Here is a 17,224-nt window from a genome sequence, read left to right on the forward strand (position 1 = left end):
CTGGAGCGGGCGATGGGAATCGAACCCACGTCATCAGCTTGGGAAGCTGAGGTAATGGCCATTATACGACGCCCGCAGAGCCTGCGATTCTACAGGGGGTTGGGTGGAGATGGCAAGCGTCGGATTCTGACTGCCGGCATTGGAACAGGCATGGATCGATGCTGGAGCGGTGGCGTCGCTGCGACGGTTGCCAGCGTCTGGCTGGAATCCGTCGTTGGAGGTTGTCCGCGTCGATGATTCGGTGGCCTTCATGCAGAGGTTCTCGCCTTCGGCGCGACCCGTGTCGAGATCTCAGACGACTGCTGCCGAGTATGAGGAGAAGGAGCCCGGAGCCCGCCTCGAAACACACGCATCCACGCCGGACACCCCCTGCAATCCACCGCGCCAGCCCTTATGATGCAACGGTCCGCCCACCGCACCGGCCGCATCGCGCCCGTCTTCCGCCCGCACCGGCCGCCCTCACCGGAACCCCGACCATGCGCATCACCGCGATTCACGAACAGGCGATTCCCGTTTCCCGCTACGCCGACCCGGCCATTCCATCCGGCGGCCTGACGACGAGCGTCGTCGCGATCGTCACCGACGTCGTGCGCGACGGCCGCCCCGTGACCGGCTACGGCTATGCATCGGTCGGCCGCTTCGCGCAGGGCGGCCTGATCCGCGAACGTTTCGCGCCGCGTCTGCTGGCTGCCGCCGACACGCTCGCCGACGAAGCCGGCACGAACCTCGATCCGTTCCGCGCATGGCGCGCGATGATGGCCGGTGAAAAAACCGGTGGCCACGGCGAGCGCTGCGTGGCCGTCGGCGCGCTCGACATGGCGATCTGGGATGCTGCCGCGAAGATCGCCGGCCTGCCGCTCGCGCGCTTTCTCGCCGACCGTCTCGATCGTGTCGCCGCGCCGCGCGTGCGCGTGTACGCAGGCGGCGGCTACCGCTATCCGCACGACGATCTGGCGCGCCTGTCGGACGAGATGCGCCGCATCGCCGATCTCGGCCATACGCACGCGAAGATCAAGATCGGCGGGGCGGATCTCGACCTGGACCGGCGCCGCATCGAAGCCGCGTCCGCGTACCTCGCCGACAGTTCGCATCTCGCGGTCGATGCGATGAACCTGTACGACGCAACGACCGTCCACGCCGCCGCCGCGATGCTCGCACCGTTCGGCCTCTGGTGGTTCGAGGACATCTGCGATCCGCTCGACCTGCCGCTCCAGGCCGACGTTACCGCGCGATACGCGCCTCCGGTCGCGGCCGGCGAAGCGCTGTTCTCGCTCGCGGAAGCGAAGCTCCTCGACCGCTACGGCGGCTTGCGCAGCGACCGCGACGTGCTCGTGTTCGATCCGGTGCATTGCTACGGGCTGCCGGGTTATCTGCAGATCGTCGGGCATTTCCTGTCGCGCGGCTGGCGGCGCGACGCGTTCTGGCCGCACGGCGGCCACCTGTTCTCGCTGCATGTCGTCGCGGCGCTCGGGCTCGGCGGCGCGGAAGTCAATCCGTTCGCGTTCCATCCGTTCAACGGGCTGGCCGACGGCGCCAGCGTCGACGGCGGGTACGCTCGCGTGCCGCAAGCGCCGGGCATCGGTTTCGAGCTTCATGCGGGCGCGCACGACGTGTTTCGCGCGGTGGCGGGCCGCTGACGCCTAGAGCGCGTCGATCGCGAAACGCGCCGCGAAGCCGAGCATCATCGCCGCGACGAAGAAATCGAGCACGCGCCATGCAAGCGCGCGGGCGAACCACGCACGGCACGCACGCGCGCCATAGGCGAGCATCAGGAACCACGCAAGCGAAGCCGTCGTCGCGCCGATCGCAAACGGCGCGCGTGCGGCGGGCGGGTGGCTCGCGATCACGGTGCCGAGCAGCAGCACGGTGTCGATCCACGCATACGGATTGAGCAGCGAGACGGCGGCGGTGGCGAGCAGCGTGCGCGCAAGCGTGGGCTCGCTGCCCGCGCGCGGGCCCTCGACGTGCGCCGGCTGCCGCCGCAGGATCGCCGCACGCAATGCGTGCAGGCCGAAACCGGCGAGGTAGGCGATGCCGGCCCACAGCGCGGCCGACACCACGCCGGGATGCCGCGACAGCAACGACGACAGCCCGTGCGCGCCGAGCGCGATCAGCAGCGCGTCGCCGCCGGCACAGACCAGGGCGATGGAAAGCAGATGGGGGCTCGAGAGCGAGCGCTTGATGACGAAGGCGTCCTTGGGGCCGACCGACGTGAACAGGCCGGCGCCAAGCAGCAGGCCTTCGATGAAGGCGGAGGTGTCGAGCACGAGTGGGCCGACAACCTCTTAAGCTGAACCGGTGATGGTCAAGATGGGCCCAACGTTAAGGGGCGCCGGGGGGCGTTGTCAATGGCCGCCCGGCGGGCGCCCGCGCGCAGGCTGCCGGCCCGATGCCGGCGAAGGCGCCGAGGCAGACGCGGCGGAGAAGGGGCGGCGCCAGCGATACCCGGGATGCGGCGAGCTTCGTATGCGCGGCGTGGCGCCACCGCGCATGCACGGCACGCGTCACGTACCGTCGGCTTGCCCGGCCGCCCACTCGGGCCGCCGGCCGAGCGTGTCGAACAGCCGGACGATCTCGGCCTTCACCTTCTGCACCGCGTTGCTGAGGAGCGCCGTATCGTGCCAGCACAGCGACAGGTCGCGGGCGAACAGCCGGTGCGCGACCGTCGACAGCTTGAGCTTGCGCTCCTCGATCTCGACGTGCGCGGCCGTCCACGGCAGGATCGTCACGCCGAGCTGCGCCATCACGGCCGCGAACAGCAGCCCGGTCGAGCTTGCCTCGAAGCTGATGCCGTACGACAGCCCGGCCTCGCGCATCGCCCAGTCGACGCGGTTGCGGATCGTGTTCGGCGCGCTCGGCAGCACGAGCGGCATGCGCGCGATCGCGTCGAGCGGCACGGGATCGTCCGGCACCGGGAACCCGGGCCACGTGATCAGGTACAGCGTCTCCGTCATCAGCCGGTGAAGCGCGATGCCGCGCGTCTCGACCGCGTCGACAACGATCGCGAGGTCGAGCCGCGCGCGTTCGAGCAGCGTGTCGAGATCCGCGCTCGGCGCATCGATCAGCTCCAGCATGATGCCCGGATAGCGGTCGCGCACCGCGCGGGCGAGCGGAATGGCCAGCACGCGCGCGGTGCTCGACGGCATGCCGACGGTCACGCGGCCCTGCGGTGTCTCGGCGTCGCGGCGCAGCAGCTCGCGCGTGCCGTCGGCCTGGCGCAGCAGTTCGAGCGCGTGCCGGTACAGCGTGCGGCCGGCGGCAGTTGGCGCGACGCCGCGCACGCTCCGCTCGAGCAGCTGCATCCCGAGATCCTGCTCGAGATTGCGCATCTGCTGGCTGACCGCCGGCTGCGCGACATGCAGCGCCTCGCTCGCATGCGTGACGTTGCCGCATTCGACGACCTTCACGAAATAGCGCAACTGCCTCAAGTCCATCGCCACCGTCTCCCGATTCGAGCCATAAGACAATCCGATCGAGCAAGATGAATATCATATTTTTCTCCGATCGATAGCGTTTCTATACTCGTCTCACAAAAGAGCCAGCCTGCCGGCCATCCCGGACCGGACGCGGCAAAAGCGCCGGCCACGCCGGCAAGGAGACGAAGATGTTCAAGGCGATCGACGCGCCGGCGGCCGGCGCGAAGCCGCGGCGCACGCCGCTCACGCGCGAGCAGGTCAAGGGCTTCTGGGCCGTGTATGCAGGCTGGGTGCTCGACGGCGTGGATTCGGTGATCTACGCGCTCGTGCTGATTCCCGCGCTGACCGAGCTGCTGCCGGCGTCCGGTATCGCGGCGACGCCCGCGAATCTCGGGATGTACGGGTCGATCCTGTTCGCGCTGTTCCTGATCGGCTGGGGGCTGTCGTTCATCTGGGGGCCGCTGGCCGACCGCTTCGGCCGCGTCCGGACGCTCGCGGCGAGCATCCTGATCTACTCGGTGTTCACCGGCGCGGCCGCGTTCGTGCACGACGTGTGGGCGCTGGCCGCGTGCCGGCTGATCGCCGGGATCGGGGTCGGCGGCGAATGGGCGCTCGCCGGCACCTACGTCGCGGAGAGCTGGCCGGAAGACCGCCGCAAGATGGGCGCCGGCTACCTGCAGACGGGCTACTACTTCGGCTTCTTCATCGCGGCGTGCCTGAACTACACGATCGGCGCGACCTACGGCTGGCGCGCGATGTTCCTGTGCGGGCTCGCGCCGGCGCTGCTCGCGGTGTTTACCGTGATGCGCGTGAAGGAGCCGGGGCAGTGGCGCCGGCACGACGCCCGCGACGGCGATGTGGCCGATGCACGGCGCGCGCATCCGCTGCGCGAGATCTTCGCGCCGGCCTTCCGGCGCCGCACGCTGACGAGCGCGAGCCTCGTCGGCGTCGCGATCGTCGGGCTGTGGGCCGGCTCCGTCTACGAGGCGAGCGCGGTGAGCACGCTGGCGGCGCGCGCGGGCATCGATCACATCGGCGCGATGCGGCTCGCATCGATCGGCGCGGCGATCCTGTCGTGCGCGACGATCGCCGGCTGCCTGGTTGCTCCGTGGCTGTCCGAGCGGCTCGGCCGGCGTGCGGCGCTCGGCGTGTATTTCGCGGGCATGGCCGCTGCGATCGTGTTCGCGTTCGGCTGGGCGTTCTACCAGCCGAACGGGCTCGCCGCGTTCATGGTGTCGCTCGTGTTTCTCGGCTTCTTCGGCGGCAACTTCGCGATCTTCTCGCTGTGGTTGCCCGAACAGTACCCGACGCGCGTGCGGGCTACCGCGTTCGCGTTCAACGCGTCGGTCGGTCGTTTCATCGGCGCGGGCGTGAACTTCCTGCTCGGCGCGGCGATACACGGCTACGGTTCGCTCGGCGTGCCGGTCGCGTGGACGGCGGCCGTGTTCGGGCTCGGCATCCTGATCCTGCCGTTCGCCGTCGAAACGCGCCACCAGACGCTGCCCGAATGAGCGGCGCCCCGCGATCGTGCGCATACCCGCCACACCCAGTCATTACTATCAGGAGTCCGGAATGCAGGCATTGGAAGGAATCAAGGTTGTCGATCTGAGTCGCGCGCTGTCGGGGCCGTTCTGCTCGATGGTGCTCGCCGATCTCGGCGCCGACGTGATCAAGGTCGAGTCGGGGCCGCACGGCGACATGAGCCGCGCATGGGGGCCGTTCGATCGCGGCGTGAGCACGTACTACCTGTCCTGCAACCGCAACAAGCGCGGCATCTGCGTGGATTTCAGGCAGCCGGCCGGCCTTGACGTGGTGCGCCGCCTGGTCGCGCAGGCCGACGTCGTGATCGAGAATTTCAAGGCGGGCACGATGGACGCGATGGGGCTCGGCTATGCCGCGCTGAGCGCGCGCGATCCGCGGCTCGTGATGGGCAGCGTCACCGCGTTCGGCCCGCGCGGCCCGCTGCGCGACTGGCCGGGCTTCGACCAGATCGCACAGGGTTACGCGGGGCTGATGAGCCTGACCGGTTTTCCCGACGGCGAGCCGACCCGCACGGGTACCGCGATCGGCGATCTCAGTTCGGGGATGTGGGTCGCGACGGGCGTGATGGCCGCGCTGTTCGAGCGCGAGCGCACCGGGCGCGGCCAGCATGTCGGCACGTCGCTGCTCGAAAGCCTCGTGGCGCTGCTGAGCGTGCACGGGCAGCGCTACCTGAGCCTCGGCGACGTGCCGCGCCGCACCGGCAACGCGCATGCGGTGATCGCGCCGTACGGCGTGTTCGAGACGGCCGACGGGCCGCTCAACCTCGCGCCGATCACGTCCGACATGTGGCTGCGCCTGTGTCAGTTGCTGGATCTGCCGGAGCTGCCGGACGATCCGCGCTTCGCCACCAACGACGCGCGTGTCGCGCACCGCGACGCGCTGAAGGCGTTGCTCGAAAGCCGGCTGCGTACGCGCGGCAAGCGCGAATGGACGCAGCGTTTCGTCGACGCCGGGCTGCCGGCGGGGCCGATCAATACGCTCGACGAGGTGTTCGACGATCCGCAGCTCGCGCATTGCGGGCTGGTCGAGCCGGTCGCGCATCCGACGCTCGGCACGCTGCGCCAGGTCGTCACGCCGCTCGGCGGGATGGGCGACGACGTGCCGGCGCCGCGCACGCGCCATGCGCCGCCGCTGCTCGGCGAGCATACCGTCGACGTGCTGCGCGAGGCCGGTTACGACGACGACGCGATCGACGCGCTGCTGGCCGGCCGCACGATCTTCCAGGCCGACGCGGTGGCGGAGGCCGTGCAATGAACGACACGACGAAACGGGACGATGCATCGCGCGTGACGGTCGACAGCGTCGACGAGCGGATCGTGCGCGTGCGGTTCGCGAATCCGGCGCGTCGGCATGCGCTCGACGCACCGTTGCTCGATGCGCTCGTCGCGCGTCTCGACGCGCTTGCCGAACGCCGTCCGCCGCCGGTCGTGATCCTGTCGAACGACGGCAGCGGCGACGTGTGGAGCGCGGGGCACGACCTGCGCGAGCTGGCCGACGATCGCGATCCGCTCGCATACGGCAAGCCGCTCGAACGCGCGTTGCGGCGCGTACGGACTTATCCGGGCGCGGTGATCGCGGCGGTGGCCGGATCGGCATGGGGCGGGGCGGTCGATCTCGTGATGAGCTGCGACCTCGTGGTGGCGGCGCGCGATGCGCGGTTCGCGATGACGCCCGCGAATATCGGCTTGCCGTATTCGACGAGCGGCCTGCTGCGTTTCTACGACAACCTGCCGATCCACGTGCTGAAGGAGATGTTCTTCTGCGCGCAACCGCTCGATGCGGAGCGCGCCGCGCATCACGGGCTCGTGAACCGGCTGGCCGACGCGGGCGGCGTCGACGATGCGGCGCTCGAGATCGCGCGCACGATCGCCGCGAAGGCGCCGCTCGCGGTGCATGCGGTGAAGGAGCAGTTGCGCGTGCTGCAGGATGCGCGACCGCTGCCGGCCGATGCGTTCGAACGCATCGCCGAGTTGCGCCGGCAGGCGTGCGAAGGCGCGGATTTCGACGAGGGGCTGCGCGCGTTTGCGGAGCGCCGCGCGCCGGTGTTTCGCGGCGGCTAGGCGCTCGCGCGCCCGGGCGGCGCGACAGCGCGGCGACGGCGGCGTGCGCTATGCGCCGCCGATCGCGTGCACGCCGACGAGCAGCAGGGCGCCCGCCGCGATCAGCAGCAGCGCGTGAACGCGCGTATACATCACGCACAGCGTCGATGCGATCGCGATCGCGCGCGCGGCCCAGCCGCCGTCGAGCGCCTGCAGCAGCTCCCACACCGACGCCAGGATCATGCCGGCCGCGATCGGGCGCAGGCCGGCCTCGAGCGCGATCTGCCAGCGCGCGCCCTGGTGCCGGCGCCACAGATGCGCGACGCCGTAGATCAGGAACGCGGTCGGGCCGAACAGCGCGAGCGTCGCGATCACCGCGCCCCAGAAGCCGGCGACCTGCCAGCCGATCAGCGTCGCCAGCAGCGAGCCGGGGCCCGGCGCCATCCGCGCGATCGCGAAGTCGTTCACGAATTGCGCGGCGGTCATCCAGTGATGGACGTCGACGACCTGCCGCTGGATGTCGGCGATGATCGCCTGTCCGCCGCCGATCGTCGCGATCGACAGCGGGGCGAACACGCCGAACAGCGCGACGTAGCGTTGCGAAGCGGTCATCGCGTGTCGCTCCCGGTCGTGGCCGGGGCCGCGGCCGCGCGGCGGTATTCGAGCGCGACGCTCAGCGTGCCGCCGACCAGCACGGTCCAGACGAGCGGCCAGTGCAGCAGCGCGACCGATGCGAAGGTGAGCGCCATCACCGCGAACGGCAGCGCGCGGCGCGGCAGCCGGCGCACGGCGGTGATCGCCATCGAGATCGACAGCCCGATCGCCGCGGCCGCCGCGCCGGCGAGCGCGATGTGCGTGAGCGGAAAGCGCGTCAAGGTCGAGAACGCGATGCCGAACAGCACGATCAGCACGGCCGGCGGCGCGATGATGCCGGTGAAGCCGGCCATCGCGCCGCGCCATCCGGCGAGCCGGTAGCCGATCCAGATCGCGAGGTTCTTCACGTTGACGCCCGGCAGAGCCTGCGACAGCGCGAGGCCGTTGAGGAACGCCTCTTCGTCGAGCCAGTGCCGCTCATATACGAAGTCGCGCATCATCCGCCCGCTGAGTCCGCCGCCGAAGCTGGTCAGGCCGATCTGCGAGAACGCGATGAACAGCGCGAGGACGCCGGGTGGCGGCGCAGGCGAAGGGGAAGCGGAGGGCGGGGGCATCGGATGGGCGGTACGTGGCGGTTGGGCGGCCCGCCCATGTTAGCAAGCCGACCCTGTCAGCACGCTGACAGAGGCGCGGCGTTCGCGCGACGAAGGCCCGCGGACGATCCGGCGGGGGCGGTGCGGCGCAGCCTGTCGGCACCGTCCGCACTGCAGGTCCCGCACGTTTCGTGCAGCCGCAAGCCCCCGCGCGCTATGCGCGCACGACCGTCACGCCAGCCGCCTCGATCGGCTTCGTCAGCGCGGCCTCGGTTTCCTTTTCGACCACCACGGTGTGCGCGAGCGCGATGTCGCCGATCACGAACTGCGACGCCGCGCGCAGCTTCGACTGCGACGCGAGCACGACCGTCTCGGCCGCGCGCCCGGCCAGTGCGCGCTTGATCGCCGCTTCCTCGAAATCGCCGGTACTGAGCCCCGCGACCGGATGCACGCCGGTCACGCCCATGAAGTACAGGTCCGCATGGATGCGCGCGATGCCCTCCATCGCCGCCGCGCCGACGGCGACGATCGAATGCTTGTAGAGCCGCCCGCCGATCAGGATCACGTCGATCGACGGATGCGCGGCCAGCGCGACCGCCACACTCGGGCTGTGCGTGACGATCGTCGCGCGCAGGTCGGCCGGCAACTGGCTGACGAGCAACGCCGAGGTCGTGCCGCCGTCGACGATCGCCACCTGGCCGGGCGCGATCATCTCCGCGGCGCGGCGCGCGATGCGCCGCTTCTCCGCCGTTTCGAGCGCCTCGCGCTGCGCGAACGGCGCGAGCGCCGGCGACGCCGGCAGTGCGCCGCCGTGCACGCGCTGCAGCAGGCCTTCGGCCGCGAGCTCGCGCAGGTCGCGGCGGACGGTGTCTTCGGATACGCCGAATCGGGCGCTCAGCTCGACCGCCAGCACCTGGCCGTCGCGCGCGAGTGCGTCGAGGATCGCTTTCTTGCGTTGCGTCGTCAGCATCGTGTTTGCACGAAATTTCTTGAAATTGCACGAATATGCACGATACCATGGGCGCCGTCTTTTGTCGAACCGGAGGCTGGAATGACTGCAACGCGGGACCGTGTCCGCATCGTCGATACGACGGTGCTGTCCGATGACTGGTATGTGCTGAAGAAGGTGACGTTCGATTTCCTGCGCCGCGACGGGACGTGGCAGCGCCTGAGCCGCGAGACCTACGATCGCGGCAATGGCGCGACCATCCTGCTGCGCAATGCCGAGACCGGCGACGTGCTGCTGACGCGGCAGTTCCGGATGCCGGCGTTCGTCAACGGGCACGACGGCATGCTGCTCGAGGCCGCCGCCGGCCTGCTCGACGACGCGACGCCCGAAGCGCGCATCCGCACGGAGGCCGAGGAGGAGACCGGCTATCGCGTGCGCGGCGTGCGCAAGGTATTCGAGGCGTTCATGAGCCCGGGCTCGGTGACCGAGAAGCTGCATTTCTTCGTCGGCGAATACGATGCGTCGCTGCGCACCGGCGACGGCGGCGGCGTCGCGGAAGAGGGCGAGGATCTGGAGGTCGTCGAGATGCCGCTGGACGCGGCGCTCGAGGCGATCGAGCGCGGCGAGATCGTCGACGGGAAGACGATCATGCTGTTGCAGTACGTCGCGCTGCGGGAAACCGCCGGCGCGCGCGTGGCATGACGCCGCTGCTCGTGCTGATCGCCGGCCCGTATCGCAGCGGCACGGACGGCGACCCCGCGCGCATCGCCGCGAACCTGCACCGGCTCGAAACGACGGCGCTCGCCGTGTATCGCCGCGGGCACATGCCGATGATCGCCGAGTGGGTGTCGTTGCCGCTTGCCGTGGCGGCGGGGTCGCGGCAGGTCGGCGATGCGATCAGCGAGTCGTTCCTGTATCCGGCCGCGCACCGGCTGCTGCATCGCTGCGATGCGGTCTGCCGGATCGACGGCGCGTCGCGCGGGGCCGACGCGGACGTGAGCCTGGCACGGCAACTCGGCAAGCCGGTCTATTTCTCGGTCGACGAGATCCCGGTCGCGCAGGAGGAGTCGGCCAGCTGAGCACGCGGGGAGGCGCCCGGCCGCGGCGCCTCCCCGCATCGGTCGACGCCCGTTCCGGCGGAGGCCGGGCGTGCGCGGCGCCGCGCCTTCGCGGGACGCATGCATCCATGATGCGGACGAGGGCGCGCGACTTTCCGCGCCACGCCGGAACCGGCGTATGATCGCGGCGCAACCCGCGCACCGTTCGACGTAACCGCCGCCCCGCCATGCCGTTCCCCGATTCCGCCGATTCCACCGCCTCCGTCGCTGCCGACGCCGCGCAACTGCCCGCCGATCTCGTCGCTTCCGCCGTTGCCGCGCTCGCCCGCGCCGACGCGCTGCTCGTGACGGCCGGCGCGGGCATCGGCGTCGATTCCGGGCTGCCCGATTTTCGCGGCACGGACGGCTTCTGGCGCGCGTATCCGGCGCTGCGCCACGAGCGTTTCGAATTCCACGAGATCGCGTCGCCGCATGCGTTCCGGGCGCGCGCGCCGCTCGCGTGGGGGTTCTACGGCCACCGTCTCGCGCTTTACCGCGCGACGGTGCCGCATGCGGGCTTTGCGATCCTGCGTCGCTGGATCGACGCGATGCCGAACGGCGGCTTCGTGCTGACGAGCAACGTCGACGGCCAGTTCCAGAAAGCCGGCTTCGATCCCGCGCGAATCGTCGAGATCCACGGGTCGATTCATGCGATGCAGTGCCTGCGCCCCTGTTCGGACGACACGTGGGATGCGGCGCCGTTCGAGCCGGAAGTCGACGCGGCCACCTGCCGCCTCGTCGGCGAAGCGCCGCGCTGTCCGCGCTGCGGCGGCCTGGCGCGACCGAACATCCTGATGTTCGGCGACACCGGCTGGCTCGGTGCGCGCTACGACGCGCAGGAGCGCGTGCTGGAAGAGTGGATCGCGCGGGCCGGGCGCGTCGCGGTGGTCGAGATCGGCGCGGGTACCGCGATCCCGACCGTGCGCCTGCTGAGCGAGCGGCTCGGCGCCGACGTGATCCGCATCAACGCGCGCGAAGCGCATGCACGCCGGGCGGACGTGATCGGCCTGAAGGGCAGCGCGCTGGCGACGCTGACCCGGCTCGACGCCGCGTGGCAACGCGCGTGACCGGGCGGGCGACCCGCCGCGCGGGCAGGCGTCCCGGCGGCGGTCGTCGTTGCAGGCGTACCGCGAATCCGCATACAGTGCAGCCAGTGCCGTCCGCGCATGCGCCGCGTGCGTCCGGCGCACCCATTGCCCCGGGCGACCGGGGGCCGGCGGTTGAGTCCAGCCGCATCATCGACCGGGAGCCTTCTTGTTCTATTCGATCGTCGCGATCTTCGTCGGCGCCGGGCTCGGCGCGCTGCTGCGCTGGTTCCTGAGTCTCGCGCTCAACGAGTTCTTTCCCGCCGTGCCGCTCGGCACGCTCGCCGCGAACCTGATCGGCGGCTACGTGATCGGCATTGCCGCCGTCGTGTTCACGACCCGCGTCGGGCTGCCGCCCGAGTGGCGGCTGTTCGTGATCACGGGCTTTCTCGGCGGCCTCACGACGTTCTCGACCTATTCGGTCGAAGTCATGACCCACGCGCTGCAGGGCGAATTCGGATGGGCGTTTGCGGTGGCCGCCCTACACTTGATTGGATCGTTCATGCTGACGGCGCTCGGCATGTGGACCGCCCGCGCGTGGCTCGCGGCGGCCTGAGCCCCGGGCCAGCCAGTATCGGAGGGCGACATGGACAGGATCTTCTTGCGCTTTTACGTGCACGAGCAGCACCGGCTGCACTGGAAGCCGCTGTGGGAGTGGTTGCTGGAGGAGGCGAACCGGATGGGCGTCGCGGGCGGTTCCGCGTTTCGCGCGATGGCCGGCTTCGGCCAGCATCGCGTGCTGCACGAGGACCGTTTCTTCGAACTGCAGGGGTCGCTCGCGATCGAGGTCGAATTCATCGTCACCGAGGACGAAGCGCGGCGCCTGCTCGAGCGGCTGTCGAACGAGAAGGTGCGCGTGTGCTACGCGATGATACCGGCGCGCTTCGGCGTGATCGACACGCTCGGCGCACCGCCGGCGCAGGGGCCGGCGGCATAGGGCGGACGCGCCGGATCAGATGCCGAACATCGTCAGCGACACGGCGGCGCGCGTGACGATCATCAGCAGCACCTGCACGATCACGAACAGCAGGATCGGCGACAGGTCGATGCCGCCGAGATTCGGGATGACGCGGCGCAGCGGGTTCAGGAACGGCGCGGTGAGCTGGTAGAGGATCGGCATCGCCGGCGAGCGCGGGTTGAGCCACGACAGCAGCGCCATCAGGATCGTCATCCAGATCACGAGGTTGAGCGCCCACTTCACGACGGTGAGCAGCGCGACCACGACGAGCGTCGCGATAACCGTGGCCGGATCGAAGCCGGCCATCAGGACCATCAGCACGACGTAGACGAATGCGGTGAGCAGCGCGGCGACGACGCTGGCCCAGTCGATGCCGCGCACGCCCGCGATCACGCGGCGCAGCGGCAGCACGAGCCAGTTGGTCGCCTGCAGCACGGCCTGCGTGACGGGGTTGTACGGCGGCACGCGGACGGCCTGCATCCAGATGCGCAGGATCAGCGCGGCGCCGAACAGCGTAAAGATGGTATTGAGCAGAAAACGGGCGATCTCGCCGAACATCGTTGGCATCCTTTTTATACAGTCAGTAGCGTGCGGCCGCCAACGCCGGATGGCGGCGCATCGGCCGACACCTTATCACGCCTCGTCTTGCGACGGGGAGCGGTGCGCCGCCGCGCGCGCGAGCGCCGTTTCGACGGCTTCGGCGAGCGCCGGCAACGACGCCGGCGGCGTGGCGCGGCTCGCCGCGAGCGCGACCGCGCGGCGCGTCAGCAGCGCATATAGCGTCGCGTGATCGCCGCCGCGCGCTTCCAGCAGCGCGAGCTGGCGTTCGACGATGCCCGTGTCGCCGCGCGACACGGGGCCGGAAAGCGCGTTCGCGAGCCCCTTGTCGCGTGCGGTCTCGATCGTGCCGGCCAGCATCGGCAACAGCGCGCGCAGTGCGGCTTCCTCGTCGAAGCCGAGGCCGCGCCATAGCTCCACCGCTTCCGCCAGCCCGCACAGCGCGAAGCTCGCCGCGTAATGGGCGGCCGCGTGGTAGAGCATCCGGCCGCCTGCCGGGATCGACAGCGGATGGCAGCCGAGTGCGGCGGCGAGTCGCATCAGCGCCGTGTGCAATGCGCCGTCGGCTTCGATCGTGACCGAGCAGCCGTCGATGCGGGCGAGGTCGGCATCGGTGCCGCCGAACAGGTAGAGCGGATGGAAGCCGCCGATGGCCGCCCCTTGCTGCTTTGCCGGATCGAGCAGCGCGACCGCCGACGCGCCGCTGCAGTGGACCAGAGCCTGGCTCGCGGCGCGCGACGCGTCGAAGCGGAGCGCCGCGGCGGTCGGCGCGAGATGGTCGTCGGGCACCGTCAGGAAGATCAGGTCGGCGGCGTCGACGACCTGCTGCGGCGTGTCGACCGCCTTGCAGCCGTCGATGCGCGCGGCGAGGGCCGCGGCCGACGCGGACGTGCGGCTCGCGATCGCGACGACGGGATAGCCGTTCTGTGCGAAACGCTGCGCGACGCAGCGCGCGAGGCGGCCGGCGCCGATGAAGCCGAGGCGGGGAGTGTCGGGCAGAGGCATGGCGGCGAATGTAAGCGAAAACGAAGCAACCGCCAGTATCGCAGGAATGGCGGCGGGGTCGCGCAAGGTCGATCGTCGCGTGCACACGGAGCGGCATGCGGCCCGCTCCACGCGCGTCCCGGGGCACGGCGCGACCGTCGTTTCACGATCGCGGAATCCGACCCTGAAACGCATCGCACGTGCGCCCCTCTTGAAATGTCGGCATCTTGTCTCAAATTTGTAATCGTTCATTACGGTCGCGTGCCCGCCGTGCGCACCAGATCCGGTAAGACTGACCGGCCAGCGTGTGACGCCCCGACTCGTCGGACGGATTCGCGCGACCGGCAAGGGTTGCCGCCGACGCCGGAAGCCGCGCCACGCGGCGGCTCAGGCCGCCAGCGATTGCAATTTGCAACAAATGCGCGATACGCGAGGGGCGGGTTTTCGCTACATTGCATCCATGCGACGTGCATGCCCGCCGTTGCCGACAGGGGCGCATAAAATACCGCTCCAGCAGGAGAATCGAAGTGAAAAAGCTCGTTCCGTTCATCGCCGCCGTCGCGCTGGGCCTGGGGGCCGCAAGCGCAGCACAGGCCCACGTGTCGATCGGGGTCGGCATCGGTATCCCGGTCGCACCCGCGTATCCCGTCTATGCACCGCCGCCGCCCGTGTACTACGCGCCGCCGCCTCCGCCCGTCTATTACGCGCCGGCGCCGGCCTACTATGCGCCGCCGCCCGCCGTGGTCGTCGGCGGCTATTACGGCCATCCGTACTGGCATCGCGGCGGCTACTACGGCGGCTGGGGCCATCGCGGCTACTGGCGTCGCTGACGCACCCCGCGCGGCCTGGCCGCGCGCGGCAAAACGGCGCAGGGTCCCGTCGCGGGGCGCTGCGCCGTTTTTTCATGGCGGCGGCCATTCGGCCGCGGCCTTGCGGGCCTTCGGCTATACCGCGTGCACGATCAGGTCGCGGTAGCCGCCGACGATCACGCTGTAGGAGAAATACGCGAACAGCAGCGCCGACGCGATATGGCACGCGCGCATCAGCCCGGCGCCCGCGCGCTTGCGGCCCTGGGTCGCGAGCGTGCACATGAAGAGCGTCCAGGCGAGGCCGCCGAGGAAAAATCCCGACAGGAACACCGACGCGGTGGCCGGCGTGGTCGCGCCGGCTTTCGCGATCAGCGCGCCGCCGACCGCCGCGAACCACAGGATCGCGCTCGGCGACGACATCGCGAGCAGCATCCCGCGCAGGAAACTGCGCCGTGCGCTGGCGCGCGGCTGCGGCGCATCGTCGGCGTCGTCACGCGCCGGGCCGGCCGGCGCGAGCGCTTCGCGCGCCATCTTCCACGTGAGAAACAGCAGCACCGCGCCGCCGCCGATCCACACGATCCAGCGCACGGGTTCGAACTGCAGCAGCACGGCCATCCCCGCGAGCGCGAGCGCCGCGTAGACGAGGTCGCCCACGCACGAGCCGACGCCGAGCCAGAAGCCCGGCCGGAAGCCGTGCGACAGCGTCAGCGACAGCATCGCGACGTTCACGAGGCCGATGTCGAGACACAGCGACAGCGACAGAAAGAAACCGTCGGACAGCATGGAGGCGGGCGGAAAGTTCATCTTCGTCGTTATTGTGATTGAGGGTGAAACACGGGCCGGCGCGCGCCGGCCCCACGGCATCAGAGGCCGATTTCCTGCCAGAGCCGGTCGACGCGCGCCTTCACGGCCGCATCCATCTCGATCGGACGACCCCATTCGCGGTTCGTCTCGCCGGGCCACTTGTTGGTCGCGTCGAGCCCCATCTTCGAGCCGAGACCGGCCACCGGCGACGCGAAATCGAGATAGTCGATCGGCGTGCTGTCGACCATCACGGTGTCGCGCACCGGGTCGACGCGCGTCGTGATGGCCCAGATCACCTCCTTCCAGTCGCGGATGTTCACGTCCTCGTCGACGACCACGATGAACTTCGTATACATGAACTGCCGCAGGAAGCTCCACACGCCGAACATCACGCGCTTCGCGTGGCCCGCGTAGCTCTTCTTCATCTGGACGATGGCCATCCGGTAGCTGCAGCCTTCGGGCGGCAGGTAGAAGTCGGTGATCTCGGTGAACTGCTTCTGCAGCAGCGGCACGAACACCTCGTTGAGCGCGACGCCGAGCACGGCCGGTTCGTCGGGCGGCTTGCCGGTGTAGGTCGAGTGATAGATCGCGTCGCGGCGCATCGTGATGCGTTCGACGGTGAACACCGGGAACCACTCCTGCTCGTTGTAGTAGCCGGTGTGGTCGCCGTACGGGCCTTCGAGCGCGTGCTCGTAGGTGGCGGACGCGTTGCCGGCCGGGCGCGGCGGCGCGCCGGCCGGGGCAGGGGCGGGCGCGCCTTCCTGCGGATGGATGAAGCCCTCGAGCACGATCTCCGCGCGCGCGGGCACCTGCAGCGTGTCGACGCCGGGCGTCAGGCACTTCGCGAGCTCCGTGCGGCTGCCGCGCAGCAGGCCGGCGAACTGGTATTCGGACAGCGAATCGGGTACGGGCGTCACCGCGCCGAGCGTCGTGGCCGGATCGGCACCGAGCACGACCGCGACCGGATACGGCTTGCCGGGGTTTCGCAGTGCGAATTCACGGAAGTCGAGCGCGCCGCCGCGATGCGCGAGCCAGCGCATGATCAGCTTGTTGCGGCCGATCAGCTGCTGCCGGTAGATCCCGAGGTTCTGGCGCGGCTTGTTGGGCCCGCGCGTGACCGTCAGGCCCCACGTGACGAGCGGCCCCGCATCGCCGGGCCAGCAGGTCTGGATCGGCAGCTTGTGCAGGTCGACGTCGGCGCCTTCCCAGACGATCTCCTGGCACGGCGGCGACGACACCGACTTCGGCGCCATGTCCCACACGGCCTTCGCGAGCGACAGCAGCTTGCCCGCATCCTTCAGGCTCCTGGGCGGATCGGGTTCCTTCAGCGCGGACAGCAGCCGCCCGAGATCGCGGAGCGAATCGAGCGCGGCGTCGTCGCCCGCATCGACGCCCATCCCGAGCGCGACGCGACGGGGCGTGCCGAACAGGTTGCCGAGCACCGGGAAAGCATGCCCCGACGGGGCGTCGAACAGCAGCGCAGGACCGCCGGCGCGCAGCACGCGGTCGCACAGCTCGGTCATTTCCAGCACGGGTGACACGGGCTGCGTGACGCGCCGCAGTTCGCCGAGCGCCTCGAGGCGCTGGATGAAATCGCGTAAGTCTTTGTATTTCATGAAGATGGTCCGGGCCGCCCGCGGGGCGGGCAGCGATGAGCGGGCGCAGCGGCCGGCTGCGGCCCCGAATCGACCGACGATTTTACCCGGGCCGCCGCGCGCCCGCCCGTCGGAGAAAAAAGTCGACCGCGCGCAAAGCCCCTACGGCACGGGGCTTGCGATCTGAAGATCGGCCTTAAA

Annotated in this window: 19 protein-coding genes and 1 tRNA gene; 10 read left to right on the forward strand and 10 right to left on the reverse strand. The window is 70.1% G+C overall.

Translation table 11 applies throughout. The features are described 5' to 3' along the window. Position 1: 1 nt before the first annotated feature. Positions 2-76, reverse strand: a tRNA-Gly gene (locus GQ57_RS08190). A gap of 400 nt (positions 77-476) precedes the next feature. Here GQ57_RS08190 and GQ57_RS08195 point away from each other — a divergent pair. Further along, complete coding sequence (locus GQ57_RS08195) at positions 477-1,637, forward strand: mandelate racemase/muconate lactonizing enzyme family protein (RefSeq protein WP_034197606.1); 1,161 nt, start codon at positions 477-479, stop codon at positions 1,635-1,637. Positions 1,638-1,640: 3 nt separating this feature from the next. Here GQ57_RS08195 and GQ57_RS08200 read toward each other — a convergent pair whose 3' ends face one another. Both GQ57_RS08200 and GQ57_RS08205 read right to left on the reverse strand, forming a co-directional pair. Continuing rightward, positions 1,641-2,267: a LysE/ArgO family amino acid transporter gene (locus GQ57_RS08200; RefSeq protein WP_034197607.1), complete on the reverse strand. Its 627-nt coding sequence runs from the start codon at positions 2,265-2,267 to the stop codon at positions 1,641-1,643. A 237-nt stretch (positions 2,268-2,504) separates the two neighbouring features. Beyond that, positions 2,505-3,434 (reverse strand): LysR substrate-binding domain-containing protein, encoded by a 930-nt coding sequence (locus GQ57_RS08205; protein WP_031403377.1) that lies wholly within the window; start codon positions 3,432-3,434, stop codon positions 2,505-2,507. Between the two features lie 170 nt (positions 3,435-3,604). On the opposite strand from GQ57_RS08205, the gene GQ57_RS08210 reads away from it, so the two are divergent. From GQ57_RS08210 to scpB, 3 genes are all read left to right on the forward strand, one after another. Continuing rightward, complete coding sequence (locus tag GQ57_RS08210) at positions 3,605-4,927, forward strand: MFS transporter (RefSeq protein WP_031403378.1); 1,323 nt, start codon at positions 3,605-3,607, stop codon at positions 4,925-4,927. 61 nt (positions 4,928-4,988) lie between these two features. Further along, positions 4,989-6,212 carry a CaiB/BaiF CoA transferase family protein gene (locus GQ57_RS08215; RefSeq protein WP_034197608.1) on the forward strand — a complete coding sequence of 408 codons (1,224 nt, stop codon included), beginning with the start codon at positions 4,989-4,991 and terminating at the stop codon, positions 6,210-6,212. After that, positions 6,209-7,018, forward strand: a complete 810-nt coding sequence (gene scpB / locus GQ57_RS08220) for a methylmalonyl-CoA decarboxylase (RefSeq protein WP_034197609.1) — start codon at positions 6,209-6,211, stop codon at positions 7,016-7,018. The genes GQ57_RS08215 and scpB overlap by 4 nt, the downstream gene beginning before the upstream one ends. Before the next feature lie 48 nt (positions 7,019-7,066). On the opposite strand, the gene GQ57_RS08225 is transcribed toward scpB, so the two are convergent. From GQ57_RS08225 to GQ57_RS08235, 3 genes are all read right to left on the reverse strand, one after another. Further along, positions 7,067-7,609, reverse strand: a complete 543-nt coding sequence (locus GQ57_RS08225) for a chromate transporter (RefSeq protein ID WP_034197610.1) — start codon at positions 7,607-7,609, stop codon at positions 7,067-7,069. Next, on the reverse strand, positions 7,606-8,205 hold the full coding sequence (locus GQ57_RS08230; RefSeq protein WP_034197611.1) for a chromate transporter: 600 nt from the start codon (positions 8,203-8,205) through the stop codon (positions 7,606-7,608). Before GQ57_RS08230 ends, GQ57_RS08225 begins: the two co-directional genes overlap by 4 nt. 193 nt (positions 8,206-8,398) lie before the next feature. Then, positions 8,399-9,154 carry a DeoR/GlpR family DNA-binding transcription regulator gene (locus tag GQ57_RS08235; protein WP_034197612.1) on the reverse strand — a complete coding sequence of 252 codons (756 nt, stop codon included), beginning with the start codon at positions 9,152-9,154 and terminating at the stop codon, positions 8,399-8,401. An 81-nt stretch (positions 9,155-9,235) separates the two neighbouring features. On the opposite strand from GQ57_RS08235, the gene GQ57_RS08240 reads away from it, so the two are divergent. The 5 genes from GQ57_RS08240 to GQ57_RS08260 all read left to right on the forward strand — a co-directional run bounded on the left by GQ57_RS08240 (position 9,236) and on the right by GQ57_RS08260 (position 12,252). Then, positions 9,236-9,835, forward strand: coding sequence for an NUDIX domain-containing protein (locus GQ57_RS08240; RefSeq protein WP_034197613.1), 600 nt, complete (start codon positions 9,236-9,238; stop codon positions 9,833-9,835). Further along, entirely contained in the window at positions 9,832-10,212 is a 381-nt protein-coding gene (locus GQ57_RS08245; protein ID WP_031403659.1) for a hypothetical protein, read from the forward strand. The genes GQ57_RS08240 and GQ57_RS08245 overlap by 4 nt, the downstream gene beginning before the upstream one ends. Positions 10,213-10,418: 206 nt before the next feature. Then, positions 10,419-11,297, forward strand: a complete 879-nt coding sequence (locus GQ57_RS08250; RefSeq protein ID WP_034197614.1) for an SIR2 family NAD-dependent protein deacylase — start codon at positions 10,419-10,421, stop codon at positions 11,295-11,297. Positions 11,298-11,484: 187 nt separating this feature from the next. After that, positions 11,485-11,871: a fluoride efflux transporter CrcB gene (gene crcB / locus GQ57_RS08255; protein WP_034197615.1), complete on the forward strand. Its 387-nt coding sequence runs from the start codon at positions 11,485-11,487 to the stop codon at positions 11,869-11,871. A gap of 30 nt (positions 11,872-11,901) precedes the next feature. After that, on the forward strand, positions 11,902-12,252 hold the full coding sequence (locus GQ57_RS08260) for a DUF190 domain-containing protein (protein ID WP_031403656.1): 351 nt from the start codon (positions 11,902-11,904) through the stop codon (positions 12,250-12,252). A 15-nt stretch (positions 12,253-12,267) separates the two neighbouring features. Here GQ57_RS08260 and GQ57_RS08265 read toward each other — a convergent pair whose 3' ends face one another. Both GQ57_RS08265 and GQ57_RS08270 read right to left on the reverse strand, forming a co-directional pair. After that, the gene (locus GQ57_RS08265; RefSeq protein WP_031403655.1) at positions 12,268-12,831 is read right to left on the reverse strand and encodes a YggT family protein; all 564 of its coding nucleotides are present in this window, start codon (positions 12,829-12,831) and stop codon (positions 12,268-12,270) included. A gap of 75 nt (positions 12,832-12,906) precedes the next feature. Then, the gene (locus GQ57_RS08270; protein ID WP_034197616.1) at positions 12,907-13,836 is read right to left on the reverse strand and encodes a Rossmann-like and DUF2520 domain-containing protein; all 930 of its coding nucleotides are present in this window, start codon (positions 13,834-13,836) and stop codon (positions 12,907-12,909) included. A 506-nt stretch (positions 13,837-14,342) separates the two neighbouring features. Between GQ57_RS08270 and GQ57_RS08275 the strand changes: the two genes are divergently transcribed. After that, positions 14,343-14,645, forward strand: a complete 303-nt coding sequence (locus GQ57_RS08275; RefSeq protein WP_031403653.1) for a hypothetical protein — start codon at positions 14,343-14,345, stop codon at positions 14,643-14,645. 114 nt (positions 14,646-14,759) lie between these two features. Here GQ57_RS08275 and GQ57_RS08280 read toward each other — a convergent pair whose 3' ends face one another. Then, positions 14,760-15,428 (reverse strand): LysE family translocator, encoded by a 669-nt coding sequence (locus GQ57_RS08280; protein WP_031403652.1) that lies wholly within the window; start codon positions 15,426-15,428, stop codon positions 14,760-14,762. 59 nt (positions 15,429-15,487) lie between these two features. Continuing rightward, entirely contained in the window at positions 15,488-17,044 is a 1,557-nt protein-coding gene (locus GQ57_RS08285) for a UbiD family decarboxylase (protein ID WP_031403651.1), read from the reverse strand. Positions 17,045-17,224: the final 180 nt, after the last annotated feature.

Origin of the sequence: Burkholderia sp. MSh2, from assembly GCF_000731655.1 — a bacterium.
Taxonomy (GTDB): domain Bacteria; phylum Pseudomonadota; class Gammaproteobacteria; order Burkholderiales; family Burkholderiaceae; genus Burkholderia; species Burkholderia paludis.